Source organism: Cupriavidus yeoncheonensis (assembly GCF_905397275.1).
Lineage (GTDB): Bacteria > Pseudomonadota > Gammaproteobacteria > Burkholderiales > Burkholderiaceae > Cupriavidus > Cupriavidus yeoncheonensis.
The window spans coordinates 353681-367423 of sequence record NZ_CAJPUY010000002.1 but is presented as its reverse complement, the minus strand read 5'-3'; the positions used below and the strand labels follow the sequence as shown (position 1 = coordinate 367423).

The 13743-nt window shown below is 65.1% G+C and carries 12 protein-coding genes; 3 read left to right on the top strand and 9 right to left on the bottom strand.

The window, feature by feature from the left end; all coding sequences use genetic code 11:
• Positions 1-20: 20 nt before the first annotated feature.
• Both KHO22_RS03945 and KHO22_RS03940 read right to left on the bottom strand, forming a co-directional pair.
• Positions 21-854, bottom strand: a complete 834-nt coding sequence (locus KHO22_RS03945; RefSeq protein WP_211945793.1) for an aldo/keto reductase — start codon at positions 852-854, stop codon at positions 21-23.
• A gap of 205 nt (positions 855-1059) precedes the next feature.
• Positions 1060-1452 (bottom strand): tautomerase family protein, encoded by a 393-nt coding sequence (locus KHO22_RS03940; RefSeq protein WP_211945792.1) that lies wholly within the window; start codon positions 1450-1452, stop codon positions 1060-1062.
• Between the two features lie 128 nt (positions 1453-1580).
• On the opposite strand from KHO22_RS03940, the gene KHO22_RS03935 reads away from it, so the two are divergent.
• Together KHO22_RS03935 and KHO22_RS03930 are read left to right on the top strand one after the other, a co-directional pair.
• Entirely contained in the window at positions 1581-2459 is an 879-nt protein-coding gene (locus KHO22_RS03935) for a LysR family transcriptional regulator (protein WP_211945791.1), read from the top strand.
• Positions 2460-2609: 150 nt separating this feature from the next.
• Positions 2610-4751, top strand: coding sequence for a TonB-dependent receptor (locus tag KHO22_RS03930; protein WP_211945790.1), 2142 nt, complete (start codon positions 2610-2612; stop codon positions 4749-4751).
• 88 nt (positions 4752-4839) lie between these two features.
• On the opposite strand, the gene KHO22_RS03925 is transcribed toward KHO22_RS03930, so the two are convergent.
• From KHO22_RS03925 to KHO22_RS03905, 5 genes are all read right to left on the bottom strand, one after another.
• Complete coding sequence (locus tag KHO22_RS03925; RefSeq protein ID WP_211945789.1) at positions 4840-5526, bottom strand: Fe2+-dependent dioxygenase; 687 nt, start codon at positions 5524-5526, stop codon at positions 4840-4842.
• A gap of 19 nt (positions 5527-5545) precedes the next feature.
• Positions 5546-7801: a TonB-dependent receptor gene (locus KHO22_RS03920; RefSeq protein WP_211945788.1), complete on the bottom strand. Its 2256-nt coding sequence runs from the start codon at positions 7799-7801 to the stop codon at positions 5546-5548.
• A gap of 352 nt (positions 7802-8153) precedes the next feature.
• Positions 8154-9152 (bottom strand): Bug family tripartite tricarboxylate transporter substrate binding protein, encoded by a 999-nt coding sequence (locus KHO22_RS03915; protein WP_211945787.1) that lies wholly within the window; start codon positions 9150-9152, stop codon positions 8154-8156.
• A gap of 232 nt (positions 9153-9384) precedes the next feature.
• Complete coding sequence (locus tag KHO22_RS03910; RefSeq protein WP_211945786.1) at positions 9385-9858, bottom strand: DUF2147 domain-containing protein; 474 nt, start codon at positions 9856-9858, stop codon at positions 9385-9387.
• 480 nt (positions 9859-10338) lie between these two features.
• Entirely contained in the window at positions 10339-10839 is a 501-nt protein-coding gene (locus KHO22_RS03905) for a hypothetical protein (protein ID WP_211945785.1), read from the bottom strand.
• Positions 10840-11356: 517 nt separating this feature from the next.
• Between KHO22_RS03905 and KHO22_RS03900 the strand changes: the two genes are divergently transcribed.
• Positions 11357-11956 (top strand): histone H1-like DNA-binding protein, encoded by a 600-nt coding sequence (locus KHO22_RS03900; protein ID WP_211945784.1) that lies wholly within the window; start codon positions 11357-11359, stop codon positions 11954-11956.
• 273 nt (positions 11957-12229) lie between these two features.
• Here the strand turns inward: KHO22_RS03900 and KHO22_RS03895 are convergent, their stop codons facing one another.
• Positions 12230-12697: an outer membrane lipoprotein gene (locus tag KHO22_RS03895; RefSeq protein WP_211945783.1), complete on the bottom strand. Its 468-nt coding sequence runs from the start codon at positions 12695-12697 to the stop codon at positions 12230-12232.
• A gap of 37 nt (positions 12698-12734) precedes the next feature.
• A complete protein-coding gene (locus KHO22_RS03890) occupies positions 12735-13682 on the bottom strand; it encodes a carbohydrate kinase family protein (protein WP_211945782.1) in 948 nt (315 codons plus the stop codon).
• Positions 13683-13743: the final 61 nt, after the last annotated feature.

Sequence of the window (13743 nt, the reverse complement as noted above, 5' to 3'; positions counted from 1 at the left end):
TCACTAAGGCCGGCGGCCCGCTACAGCATTTCCAGCGGCCCGGGTCCGCCCGGCGGCGGGAACAGGCGGTCGAGTTCCTGCAGTTGTTGCGGCGTGAGCGGGTGCTGCAGCGCGCCGAAGTTCTCGCGCAGGCGTTCGCGGTGTCCGGTCTTCGGGATTGCGATGATGTCGTCGCGCGCAAGCAGCCAGGCCAGCGCGACGTGAACCGGCGTCATGCCGTTGGCCTGCGCGAAGCGCACCAGCTTCGGATGCCGCACCAGCCGCGCCTGCTCGATCGGCGAGTAGGCCATCGCCGGCACGCCACGCGCGTGCATCCAGGGCAGCAGGTCCCATTCGATGCCACGGCGGGTCAGGTTGTAGAGCAGCTGGTTGACCGCAACCTGGTCGCCGCCGGGAACGGCCCACAACTCCTCCATATCGGACAGGTCAAGGTTGCTCACGCCATAGTGGCGGATCTTGCCGTCGCGCTGCAGGCCTTGCAGCGCCTGCACGGTTTCCTCCAGCGCGATGCCGCCGCGCCAGTGCAGCAGGTAGAGGTCGATGCGGTCGGTGCCAAGGCGGCGCAGGCTGCGTTCGCACGCGGCCACGGTGCCGCGCCGGCTGGCGTTGTGCGGGTAGACCTTGCTGACCAGGAAGACCTCGTCGCGCCGGCCGGCGATGGCCTCGCCGATCATCTCTTCGGACTGGCCCTCGCCATACATTTCGGCGGTATCGATCAGGCTCAGCCCCAGGTCCAGGCCCAGCCGCAGCGTGGCGATCTCCTCGGCACGCGCGGCGGGGTGTTCGCCCATATTCCACGTTCCCATGCCAAGCGCGGGCACGCGCTCGCCATCGGGCAGGGTGACATGTTTCATGGTGGCTATTCCTTGTGGCGGGTGGTGCGGCTGACGGCACACGCTCACACTGGTTGACAAGCCATCAATCTACAAGAAGCAGGGAGCGGGATTAAGGGGGGAATTGTCCCGTCAGCCTGTACGTGGCTCGTGGGGCATGCTTCCGCATTGGTTTCTCCGCTCTCCCATGCATGGGAGAGCGGGCCCGGCTCGCCGCTGTGTTCACTCAGCCATGCTGATGCCGGTACTCCTGCGTCAGCCCGCCATACCCATAGGCCGCGGCACGCGCATCGATCACGTGGATATACGAGACCGGATGCACATTGCCGATCAGCTCGGACAGGGCTTCGAACACGGCTTTCAGGTACGCGGCCTTCTCCGCCTTGGTATTGGTTTCATCGGTCACGCTGATATCGAGATGGAAGGCATTGCGCCCGGTTTCGGACAGCGGCTCGCCGCCGATGATCCACTGCTCGCGCGGCACGTACTGGACCGCGATGGCGATGACGTCGGGTTTCTTGCCGAGCACGAGCTGCGTGAGTTCGGCCACCGCGGCGGCGCTGCGGCGGGTGAGGGCGGCGTCGGGCTGGCCGGAGATCTGCAGGTTGATGTGGGGCATGGCTGGGCTCCTGTTTGCGTCGGTGATGTCATGGTAGGTGACGGTGTAATATCGGAAAAGCGGGAAGTTCCGATATGAACCATCGGATTCTCCGAATCAACAGGATCATCAGGAATCGGGGGATTGCCATGCGCGGATTCGACACCGACCAGTTGCGCACCTTCGTCACGGTAGCCGACAGCGGCAGCCTGTCCGCGGCCGCGCCCCGGCTGTTCCTGTCGCAGTCTTCCGTCAGCGAGCAGTTGCGCAAACTGGAGGAGCGCGCCGGCGTGCCGCTGCTCACGCGCGGCCGGAAAGGCGCGGCGCCGACGCCGGCGGGGACGCGGCTGCTGGAGCATGCGCGGCGCATCCTGGCCCTTAACGACATGGCGCTGCAGGAGCTGCGCGGCCGCGTGCTGGAAGGGGAGTTGCGGCTCGCGGTGACCGATTACTTCCGGCCGGCGGAGATCGCCGGCATGCTGCGCCGCCTGCGCGAGCGCCACCCGCTGCTGCGCCTGCACGTCACGGTGATGAAGAGCGCCGTGATCGACGCCACGGCGGACATGGACGCCTTCGATATCGGCCTGAGCATGCGTATCGTCGGCACGCGCGGCCAGGCGGCGGCACGGCGCGGGACACTGCTGCGGCGCGAGTCGCTGTCATGGGTGACTGCGCAAGGGGAGGCCGGCAACCTGCCGCCGGTGCTGCCGCTCGTGCTGTTGCCCGACTCCTGCTCGCTGCACCAGTTCGTGGTGAAGCTGCTGGTGCGCAAGCATCGTCACTTCGAGATCGCGCACTCGGCGTCGGGCGTGGCCGGATTGCACCTGGCACTGGCCGCGGGGCTTGGCCTTTCCTGCCTCAATGCGTCGGCGATTGGCCCGGGAGTGGCGCCGCTGGATGCCGCCGGCCAGCGCAGGCTCGGCCTGCCAGCCCTGCCGGAAGCGGAATTTTTCCTGTTGCCGGCCAGGCGCGGCGAACCGGATTTCATCGCCGCGGCGCGCCACGCGCTGGCAGAACAGTTCGGGTGAGAAGTCGCGGGCGCCTGATCCGAATGTGACGTAACACGTTCCTTGTCCGCAAGGCAAATGCGGATATTTGTCCGCAAATTTGACCTATTCCTCCCTGTAAATGATAATGCGTCGCATTTTGTCGATAGCATTACAAAAAATTACAGGGAAATGAGCCTTAAACTGCATCCGGTACACCGCGCCGTTCTGACGGTATTCGCCTGCCAGCCCATGCTGGCCGGCATCGTCCATGCCCAGGAGGCCGGTGCTGCTGCGGCGCCTCAGCAGAGCCTTCCCGAGGTCACGGTCAGGGCCGACGCCAGCCAGGACCTGGGGAGCGGCTATAACCCGTCCAAGACGGTCAGCGCCACCAAGACCGAGGCGCCGCTGCGCGACGTCCCGCAAACGGTCAACGTGGTCACGGCCGATGTCATGCGCGACCAGCACGCCACCTCGATGCAGGATGCCCTGAAGAACGTGCCGGGGGTGTCGTTCTCCACCGGCGACGGCCAGCGTGACCAGGTGTCGATCCGCGGCTTTACCGCGATTGCCGACCAGTTCGTCGACGGCATCCGCGACGATGCGCTGTATTTCCGCGACCTGTCCAACGTAGACCGGGTCGAAGTCATCAAGGGGCCGGCGGCGGTGCTCTACGGCCGCGGCTCCTCGGGCGGCCTGATCAACCGCGTGACCAAGAAGCCGGGCATCGACGTAACCGACTTCGCGCTCAGCTACGGCATGTGGGCCGACCGCCGCGCCGAGGCTGACGTCGGCCGCGTGTTCGCCGATGGTGCCGCCGCATTCCGCGTGACCGGGGCCGTGGAGAAGGCCAACAGCTACCGCTCGCAGCAGTTCCTCGATCGCAAGGCCATTGCGCCGTCGCTCGAACTGCGAATCGCGCCCGAGACCACCGTGCTGCTGCAGGCCGACTATCTCGAGGACCGCCGCGTGACGGACTTCGGCATCCCGGCCTACAAGGGCCGTCCGGTCGACGTGCCGGCCTCGCGCTACTACGGCGCGGCCAACGCGCGCGATGCCGACTACTCGCAGTCGCGCGTGTACTCGGGCACGGCGACGATCAACCACCGCTTCAACGACAACTGGTCGATCCGCAATGCCACGCGCTATTACCACTATTCGCTGGACCGCAACAACACGCTGACCAGTACGGTCAACGAGGCGGCCCAGACCTTCACCATGAACCACGGCAATGTCGGCCGCGAGGAGCATGGCTGGTTCAACCAGACCGACCTGACGCAGAAGGCCAGCATCCTCAGCATGCAGCACGAGCTGCTGTACGGCGTGGAGATCGGCCAGCAGAACAAGAACCAGGTCAACAACACCAGGCCCGTGCTAGGTGCCAACGGGCAGGTAGCGAACTTCGACCTGTTCAATCCGGTGCTGCCCACGCTGGCGCGCCTGGCGCCGGGCACGCCGGCTACCAACAACCTGGGCGTCTTCAATACCCTGGCGTTCTACACGCAGGACATGCTGACCCTCAGCGAGCAATGGAAGGCACTGGTGGGCCTGCGCTACGACCGCTTCGAGCAGGAGACCCGCCAGAACATCGCCGGCCAGCCGAACCTGTCGCGCACCGACAACGCGTGGAGTCCGCGCGCCGGCCTGGTCTGGCAGCCGACGAAGGCACAGTCCTACTACGTGTCGTGGAGCAAGTCGTTCCAGCCGTCAGGCGAGGCGTTCGCGCTCGCGGCCAACAACACGCAACTGGCGCCCGAGACCACCAACAACACCGAAGTCGGGGCCAAGTACGATTTCCTGGACGGCAAGGCCAGCGCCACGGTCTCGGTCTTCCGCCTGGAGCGCACCAATATGAAAGTGGCCAACGCCACCGCCACGGCGCTGATCCCGATCGGCGAGCAGCGCACCGACGGCGTGGAGCTCTCGGGCGCGGCCGAGCTCGGTGGCGGCTGGCGCTTCCTCGCCGGCTACGCCTACCTGGACACCGAAGTGACCAAGTCGTCGGCGGCGTTCCAGGGCAAGCGCGCCACGATCACGCCCAAGCATTCGGGCAACGTCTGGCTGACCAAGAGCCTGGGCTATGGCTTTGGCGTGGGCGCCGGCCTGAACATGGTGGGCGCGCGCTACGCCGATCCGGCCAATACCGTGACGCTGCCCGGCTATGTCACGGCCGACATGATGGCCTGGTATCGCCGCGGCGCCTTCGAGGCCCAGTTGAACCTGTACAACCTGTTCGACAAGAGCTACATCGTCTCGGCGCACGGTACCAATCCCAACCTGAATATGCCGGGCGCACCGCGCAGCGTCATGGCGACGATCCGCTACCGGATGTAAGGCAGTACGGAAACCGGCAGCCAGCAAAAAGGCCGGGCGGTGTGTAACCGCCCGGCCTTTTTTCCTTCTGTCACGGCATTGAACCGGCTCAGGTCTCGCTCCACTGCCTCAGCAGGTTGTGGTAGCAGCCCACCAGGGTCCGACGCGCGTCTTCATCGGCGCCGGTCTGGTTCAGGCGCTGGATGGCGTTATCCATGTCGAACAGCAGCGCGCGCTGGGTGTCGTCGCGCACCAGGCTCTGGATCCAGAAGAAGCTGGCTACGCGCGTGCCGCGCGTGATCGGCGTGACCTGGTGCAGGCTGGTGGCCGGGTAGACCACCATGTCGCCAGCCTCGAGCTTGACCGCGTGCATGCCGTAGGTGTCCTGCACCTGCAGCTCGCCGCCGTCATAGCTGTCGCGCGGCGACAGGAACAGCGTGGCCGAGATGTCGGTGCGCAGCTTGCGCCCGTCGTGCGGATGGATGCGTACGCTGCCGTCCACATGGGCGCCGAACGTCATGCCCTCGCTGTAGCGGTTGAACATCGGCGGATAGACGATATTGGGCAGCGCGGCGCTGATGAAGCGCGGGTTGCGCTCGAGCATGCCAAGGATCAGGCGCTGGCACTCCAGCGCCACGTCCGAGCGTTCGTCGATCTGCTGGTTGAACTTGACCGGCGCGCCCGAGTAGCCGGCCGTGACGCGGCCGTCGACCCAGGCATCGCCCGCCTGTTCCAGCCGTTCGCGCACGGCGCCGACCTGTTCGGCGTTGAGGACCTGGGGGATGACGACCAGCATGGCGGCTTTCCTTGCGGGCTTACATGCGATAGGTGAACGACAGCATGGCGGTGCGGCCGGTGCCCGGCACCGAGCGTCCGCCGTCGGACTGGATCAGCGCATCGTAATACTTCTTGTCGAAGATGTTGAACAGGTTCAGGCGCACATCGTACTTCGGCTGGTGGTAGGCCAGCATGCCATCCCAGCGCACGAAGCTGCCCACCTGGACCGTATTGGTGTTGTTGGCAAAGCGCTCCGACATATAGAAGGCGCCGCCGCCGACCTCCCAGTTGGGCAGGAAGGTGTAGCTGGTCCAGGCCGTGGCGGTGTGCTTGGGGGTGTTGGTGGGCACCTTGCCGGTCGTGCCGGTGGCGATGCCGTTGATGATCTCGCCGTCCAGGTAGGTATAGCCTGCGAACACCTGCCACTTGTTGGTGATATGTCCCGTGGCGCCGGCGCGGAAACCCTTCACGCGGATCTTGCCGGACAGCGCGTAGGTGGTGGCGTCGATCTGGCTGCGGGCATTGTCCTTGGTGATCTGGAACACCGCCGAGGTCAGCGACAGGTCGCCGCCCATCAGGTCCCACTTGCCGCCCACTTCATACGACTTGTTCTTCTCCGGGTCCAGGCTCTGCTGGCCGACGGTGCCGACCAGCTGCTCCAGCGACGGGTTGAACGACGTGCCATACGACACATAGTAGGACTGGGCTTCGGTCGGCTGCCAGATGCCACCCAGGCGCACGCTGGTGTAGTTGACGGTCTGGTCGGCGCTGGCCAGCGCGGTATTGCCCAGCGTGTTCGTCGAGTTGATCGAATTGCTGATGCTGGCGATGTAGCGGTCGTAGCGCAAGCCTGCGACGGCCTTCCATTGCTTGGTGAACTCGATCGAATCGTTCAGGTAGGCGGCGAGGGTGTTGGCCGAGCCGCCTTGCAGGTTGCCGGTGCTGGTCGGCACGTTGGCCGGCGATGCCGTGTAGGTCGGGTTGACCAGCGGCTCGCAGGCGACGAAGCCCGACGTGCCGGCGGCCGCGGTCGAGGTCGCGGCCGGGTTCAGCGCGACGCCGTTGCAGCTGCCGTTGCGGTAGTAGTTCTGGTTGTTGTAGCCGTCATGGCCAATCTCCGCGCCCATGAGCAGCGTGTGCTTGACGGAGCCGGTGTCGAAGTTGGCCGTCAGCTCGGTCTGGTTGAAGATCGAATAGTCGCGGATCTTGCGGTCGTGGCTCTGCAGGCGCACGAACAGCTGGTCCAGCGGCAGGGTACTGGTGGTCAGCGGCGTGAAGCCGCGTGCACTGACCGAGCCGACCGAGTTCGGCGCCGTTTCCCGCGCGTCGGTTTCCACGTAGTTGAACTGCGTCTGGTTGCGCAGGCGCAGGTTGGGCGAGAACTTGTGCGTGATGCCGGCGCTCAGCGAGGCGACGTCCTGGTTGGTGCGGTCGTCGGTGAAGCCGTAGAAGGTGTTGCGGTCGACATTGGTCGGATGGCCGTTCAGGTTCGAGAAGCCATAGTCCGGCATGTCGTGGTTGTGCTGCAGCAGCGCCGACAGGGTGATTTCCGTGGGCGTGCCGATGCCGAACCGCCACGACGGCGCAATGCCGAAATCCTGCACCGTCATCTCGTCACGCGTGCTGGGCCGCCCGTCCTGCGCCATGGCCGAGATGCGGAAGGCCGAGGTATCGCCCGTGGGCGTGTTGTAGTCGGCCGTGGCGCGCACCAGACCATTGGTGGTGACCGAGCCCGTCACTTCGGTGGCCGCCTTCATCTGCGGCTTCTTGGTGGCCTGGTTGATCACGCCGCCGGTGGAGCCGCGGCCGAACAGCATCGACGACGGGCCCATCAGCACTTCGACGGAATCGAGCGCAAAGGTATCGCGGTAGTACTGGCCGCGATCGCGGAAGCCGTCCAGGTAGATATCGGTGCGGGCCGAGAAGCCGTTCAGGTTGATGTTGTTGCCGATCTGCCCGCCTTCGGCGCCGCCGATGGTGATGCCCGGCACATTGCGCAGCGCATCGGCCAGCGAACTTACCCCCTGCGATTCCATCAGGGCCTTGTTCACGATCGTGACCGATTGCGGCACGTCGTGCAGGTCTTCAGGCAGCTTGCTGATGGAGCTCTTGCCCGCGTTGAAATCGTCGCGCGAGGCCGCGCCATTGACGACCACCTCCTGCAGCGTCGTGGCGGGTGCCGCGGACTGCTGCACGGGTGTGGCGGGTGCCTGCTGGGCAAGCGATGCAGCGGGCGCGGCAAACAGCGCGATCAGCGCGGTTGCGATGGGGGTACGTTGGGAGCGGCGGTTCATTAGCGTGTGTCTCTTGTTCGCCCCGGACCCGGCCGGCGCCGCCGCCAGCGCGAATGCACGGGAATCGACGATGCGGTCATGGGGGCGATGATTTTGGCTCGGCGAATATAAATGCGAATGATTTGCGTTGCAATTGACGTTGCGAACAAGACACAGACATTGTTTGCCACATACGCATGTCTCTAATAGAAAACAATAAGAGCGAAGTAAGTGCGTAAAACGCCATAACTAGCGCTGCGCAAGACTGCTCTGGCCCCAAGGACTGGGTGCGGAAAAGAAAACGGCCCTTCGCAAGAAGGGCCGCCTCAATACATTGGCGAAAATAACCGGCTGGTCAGTTTGAAAATATTTCTCAGTCGGCGCTCATATTGGCTTTCTTTGCAATCCGGCCCAGCCGCTCGCGTTCGGACTTGATGAAGGCGACAAAGCTCTCCCGCGAACCACCGGCCGGCTCGATGCCATTTGGCAGCAGGCGTTCGCGTGTCTCCTGCGTCTGCATGGCCGCCGTCATTTCCGCATTGAGCTTCTTCAGGATGGCGGGGTCGGTGCCCTTGGGTGCAAAGATGCCGGCCCAGTGTCCGATGCGGACTTCAGGCATGCCCTGTTCAGCCGTGGTGGGAATGTTCGGCGCGGCGCTCATGCGCTTGTCCCATGTTGCGCCGAGCGCCTTGAGCTTGCCCGCCTTGATATGCGGCAGCACTACCACGCTCGCTTCGGACGTCGCGGCGACCTGGCCGCCCATCACCGCGGTGATGCTCTCCGAACCGCTCTTGTATGGCACCGGCGTCAGCGACGCACCTTTCTCCTTGAGCATCTCCTCGACGAAGTGTGGCGTGCTGCCGCTGCCCGCCGTGGCGAAGTTGACGCCGCCGCTTTGCTTCTTCGAGTAGTCGATCAGCTCCTTGAGATTGTTCGCCGGCAGAGACGGCGAAGCCACGATCACCGACGGGCTCACCGCGATCAGCGACACGGGCACCAGGTCGTCCGCTGCGTAAGGCATCTTCGTGCGGATCAGGCTGTTGGTCACGGTGCCGACCGCGCCGACGAGAAAGGTGTAGCCATCGGGTTTGCTCTTGGCCACAAAGTCGGCGCCGACCACGCCGCCCGCGCCGGGATGGTTCTCGATCACGACAGGCTGGCCCAGGCGCTTGCTGACGGCGTCGGCCGCGGCACGCGCCACCAGGTCGTTGGCACCGCCTGCGGTGAACGGCACCACGAACTTGATGACGTGGCCGGGCCATGCATCGGCCGCGTGCGCTTGCAGAGGAACGGTGGCAACGGTGAGGGCCGCAGCCGCGGCAAGAGATGGCAAGGCAAGGGCCAGCGCGCGGCTGGCGGGGATCTGTCGCATGGTCGTCTCCGGCTGGATCTGTTGGATCGATCCGCGGCGCAACAGCGCTCGCCTCTGCCGCGGATGCCGGACCATGTTACCGGGACTGGCCGTCAGTTCGCTTGACGTGCGCCTTGCGGTGCTTTCTCGCAAGGCGCGATAGCGGGCGTCGTGCCCGCATCGATGATGCGGAGAAACCCTGACGCGCTGCAATGTCCTGTCCACACACTGCCATCGCGCCGACCACTAAGCATCAGTGCTCGCGCTCCCAGGTCTGCGTGCGGCCCAGCAGGCTGATGCCGATGAAGCCGCGCACGTTGAGCTTGTTGCCATCGTCGGACAGCGACATCTTGCTCTTGTAGACCTTGCCGTTCTCGGGGTCGAGGATCTCGCCGCCGCTCCATTCGTTGTCGCCGGTCTTGCGCAAGCCGGAGAGGATGGTCATGCCGATGATGGGCTGGTCCTTGCGCGCGTCGGTGCATTTGTCGCACACCTTCGGCTTGCCGTCGCCGTCGACGAAGGTCTTCACCAGGCGGCCGCTGAAGACGCCGTTCTTCTCGGTGATCTCCACCAGGCCGCGCGGCTTGCCGGTGGCGTCGTCAATGGTCTTCCAGTTTCCGCTCGGCGTGGCCTGGGCGAGCGCCGCGGCGCTGGTGAGCATGACGGCGGCGAACATGCCGGCGCGCAGCAGCGTGCGCGCGGCGATGGCTTGGGGGTGAATGCGCATGAAGTCTCCTCTCGGGTGGTGGCGGCTGCCGGCACCGATGCCGGCAGCCATGCCGCGCAGCCAGTCGCACAGCCTGGCAGCGTCAAGCGTGTCCGCCAATCTACTGGCGCGGCTGGCGCTCCGCAATCGGCGGACTGGTGCGGCCAAGGTCCGCGCCGCTCTTGCACGCTTTTCCGAAAGCCGCATGCACAAGCCGTTTGCGGGAATTTTGTGTCGCAGCAAAAGGCGCCGCGCGTGTGCCCGAAGCAATCCTCTAAGCCTTGCGCCTCGCGCGGTTTCACTGGCGTCCACGCACGCGGCACGAACGTGTCTCGCGAAGACTGTCCTGAGGACAGCGGCATCGCGTGACGGGTGTCGATGCGCGTGTCGATCGTTGCCTTCGGGCATCGCGATGCGAGTTCGTTGCGAAAGCTTTGCCGGATCGCAACGCTTCTGAGGACGTCGAGCTGTTGCTCCGATACAAACCGTTGCGTTGGCGCATCACTGTCGCGCGCAGTCGGAGGCATCGATGCGAGAGACCAGCGTGCGCGTCGTCGTCGCGAGTGAAACATCGCACGCGAGGCGCGTCGCATCCGGTGCCTCCGCCGTGACCGCAGATGGCAGCGCGCTCGGCGACACACTCGCTGCGCGTGCATTGGAGCGCGCCTCTTCCGGTTTTGCTTCGTCTGCCGTAAAGCCTTTGTTCATGCGGGTTTCCAGTCTGTGCGATGAGCGTTGCGCGTGCCTTTTAATGCCGTGATACACCGCCTCCATGCGTGCGACCACGCATGACGCGAGCGGCGTGACGCTCGTGTTGGAGTGCGTGCATTCGCGTGGGTCGAGGCGCGTGTTCGCGTCGCCGATGAGGACATGCGTCGAGGCATGCAGGCGTCGTTGCGCGATGGTGTTGGCGATGTCTTCGCGAAGCGGTGCGCGCCGGCTAGATCGACTCGCGCGCGCACGCAAGTTTTTTTGCACTTTTTTCTTAACATCATCGTGCAAACGAATTATGATTCGCCTTGACAAGAGTCTCACTTCATTGCAGCGAAGCCGAAAGCAAGAAGCAAGATTGAACGACGAGCGCGATGCGCGCTTCGATGCAGTGACACAGTGATGCGGGTAGCTGAGGAGCACGAGAACTTTGACGCAGACCAGGCCGAACCGGCTTCTTAAAACGCGTGCAGTCTCCTTTGGCCCACTGACGGGATGGGCCGGCTACCTCAAGATGAATGCCGTCTGCCGTGCGCGAGGCCAGGCCCGCACCGCAGGCAAGCCGTCCGATATCTCCTCATTGCTGGCTGCGCGCCGACTCGACGGGCGGCGCGGGCTGATCGAATATTCGGGGGCGTCGCCGTGGGCGACGGCCCTGCTACCGAATTCATTAGCGTGCGGTGGAGGAAGTGCCGTGCGCCGATGAATCGCTCGCTCGACTGAGGCAGTGGCAGAGTGCTGCGCCTCGGGTCGGTCGGGTCGCCAACCTAGGTCATTCGATATTCACTCACTAGTGAAGGAGTTATCCATGGCAACGACTGCGAAGAAGAAGCCGGCGGCCAAGAAGGCCGCCAAGCCGGCAGCCAAGAAGGCTGCACCGGCCAAGAAAGCCGCTGTGAAGAAGGTAGCCGCCAAGAAGGCAGCGCCGGCCGCCAAGAAGGCCGCCGTGAAGAAGGTCGCCGCCAAGAAGGCAGCGCCGGCCAAGAAGGCTGCAGTGAAGAAGGTCGCCGCCAAGAAGGCAGCGCCGGCCAAGAAGGCTGCAGTGAAGAAGGTCGCCGCCAAGAAGACAGCGCCGGCCAAGAAGGCTGCAGTGAAGAAGGTCGCCGCCAAGAAGGCAGCACCGGCCAAGAAGGCTGCAGTCAAGAAGGTCGCCGCCAAGAAGGCAGCACCGGCCAAGAAGGCCGCTGCCAAGAAGGCTGCACCGGCCAAGAAGGCTGCTGCCAAGAAGACCGCCGCCAAGAAGCCGGCTGCCAAGAAGGCCGCTGCCAAGAAGCCGGCTGCGAAGAAGGCCAAGGCTGCCCCAGCGGCTGCCCCTGCCGCTGCGCCCGCCGTTGCTCCTGCTGCCGCTGCCAAGACCGCGCTGAACCCGGCTGCGGCCTGGCCGTTCCCGACGGGCAACCGTCCGTAAGCCTCACTCGGTCGAGTGGGGGCCACGACTACCGCAAGGAGTCGCCCGGGCACGTACAGCGTGCCATAGTGGCCGGATACACCGTATCCGGCCTGCAAGACACCAGTCTTGCCCAACCCGCCGACGGCGCATGCCCGGCGGGTTTTTCTTTTGGGCTTCCCGCCGCGGAGAGGCCATGGCTTCGCTGTCCCGGGCAGCCTGACCCGGCCTCGCAAAAGAAAAACGCCGCATCCTCTCGGACGCGGCGCCTTCAGCAACCGGGACGCTGGCGGATCAGTGCGTGACGCGCGTCACGCCGCCGGCGGTCAGCAACCGCACCTGATCGCCGGGCCGGAACAGTTCGTCGGCTTCCTGCGTGATCGCGCGCATCTCGCCGTTTTCCAGCCGGACCGTGATCTCGAGCGCGCGCCGCTGGTTGACCTTGTTTTCGGCCGCGCTGCCGGCAATGCCGCCGAGCACCGCGCCCAGGATGCCGGCCGCCACGGAGCCGTTGCCGCTGCCGATTAGGCTGCCCGCGGCCACGCCGCCAATCGCGCCACCGGCAAGGGTGCCGGCGCCGGTCTGGCCGCCCTGGATCATCACGTCGCGCACGCCTTCGACCACGCCGTAGCGCACGGTCTGTTCGCGCTGTGCCTGTCCGGTCGAGTAGACGCTGTTGGAGCTGGAGTCCGTGGCACAGCCGCTGACCAGCGCCGCCACGGCAAAAACGGCGACGACACCGGTTCGGATCTTGCTGTTCATTTCCATTCCCGTAAAGGTGCCACGCCCGTGCCGCAGATCAGGCGTAGCGGTAGCCGAATGCAGACTGGAAGCGGTTGCCGATTTCGTCGAGCGGCAGCCCGTGGTTCTGCGGACCCTGCTGTGCGATCTTGATCGATCCCATCAGCGATGCCAGGCGGCCAGTGGTTTCCCAGTCTAACCCGTTTTCAATGCCGAACAGCAGGCCACCGCGGAAGGCGTCGCCACAGCCGGTCGGGTCCACGATGCGCTCGGCCGGAACGGCCGGGATCGCGTACTGCTGACCATCGGCATAGATGCTGGCGCCGCGCTCGCCGTGCGTGACGATGAAGGCACGAACCTTGGCGGCAACCTCGGCGCTGGTCCAGGCGGTGCGGGACAGCAGGACCTGCGCTTCGTAGTCATTGACTGTCACGTAGCTGGCGAGTTCAACGAACTCCCGCAGGTCTTCGCCGTTGAACAGCGGCATAGCCTGACCGAGGTCAAAAATGAAAGGAATACCGGACTCGGCGAACTGGCGCGCGTGGTGCAGCATGCCCTCGCGGCTGTCCGGGGCGACGATGCCGAGTGCCGGCGCGGGGTTGCCACCCAGCGCATCCTTGACGTTGGAGAGCTGAGACTGGCTCATCGCGCCGGGGTGGAAGGCGGTGATCTGGTTGTTGTCCAGGTCGGTGGTGATCATGGCCTGCGCCGTGAAGGTATCGGGCAGCACGCGGATATGCGTGGTGTCGATGTTCAGGCCGCGCAGGTACTGCAGGTAGGGTTCGGCGTCCGTGCCCACCGTGGCCATTACCACGGGCTCGCCGCCGAGCATCTTGAGCGTATAGGCGATATTGCCGGCGCAGCCGCCGTACTCGCGCCGCATGCCGGGCACCAGGAACGAGACGTTCAGCATGTGGATCTGGTCCGGCAGGATGTGTTCGCGGAAGCGTCCGTCGAACGTCATGATGGTGTCGTAGGCGACGGAGCCGCAGATCAGGCTGGCCATGCTCTCTCCAGGTACTTGGGATGTTCGGGCCGCTTGCAGCCCGTGGGGTTTCGTAAAACAG

What these genes read in the sequence shown, in the direction of transcription:
- KHO22_RS03945 (WP_211945793.1), bottom strand. Translation starts at nt 854, where the DNA reads ATGAAACATGTCACCCTGCCCGATGGCGAGCGCGTGCCCGCGCTTGGC.
- KHO22_RS03940 (WP_211945792.1), bottom strand. Translation starts at nt 1,452, where the DNA reads ATGCCCCACATCAACCTGCAGATCTCCGGCCAGCCCGACGCCGCCCTC.
- KHO22_RS03935 (WP_211945791.1), top strand. Translation starts at nt 1,581, where the DNA reads ATGCGCGGATTCGACACCGACCAGTTGCGCACCTTCGTCACGGTAGCC.
- KHO22_RS03930 (WP_211945790.1), top strand. Translation starts at nt 2,610, where the DNA reads ATGAGCCTTAAACTGCATCCGGTACACCGCGCCGTTCTGACGGTATTC.
- KHO22_RS03925 (WP_211945789.1), bottom strand. Translation starts at nt 5,526, where the DNA reads ATGCTGGTCGTCATCCCCCAGGTCCTCAACGCCGAACAGGTCGGCGCC.
- KHO22_RS03920 (WP_211945788.1), bottom strand. Translation starts at nt 7,801, where the DNA reads ATGAACCGCCGCTCCCAACGTACCCCCATCGCAACCGCGCTGATCGCG.
- KHO22_RS03915 (WP_211945787.1), bottom strand. Translation starts at nt 9,152, where the DNA reads ATGCGACAGATCCCCGCCAGCCGCGCGCTGGCCCTTGCCTTGCCATCT.
- KHO22_RS03910 (WP_211945786.1), bottom strand. Translation starts at nt 9,858, where the DNA reads ATGCGCATTCACCCCCAAGCCATCGCCGCGCGCACGCTGCTGCGCGCC.
- KHO22_RS03900 (WP_211945784.1), top strand. Translation starts at nt 11,357, where the DNA reads ATGGCAACGACTGCGAAGAAGAAGCCGGCGGCCAAGAAGGCCGCCAAG.
- KHO22_RS03895 (WP_211945783.1), bottom strand. Translation starts at nt 12,697, where the DNA reads ATGAACAGCAAGATCCGAACCGGTGTCGTCGCCGTTTTTGCCGTGGCG.
- KHO22_RS03890 (WP_211945782.1), bottom strand. Translation starts at nt 13,682, where the DNA reads ATGGCCAGCCTGATCTGCGGCTCCGTCGCCTACGACACCATCATGACG.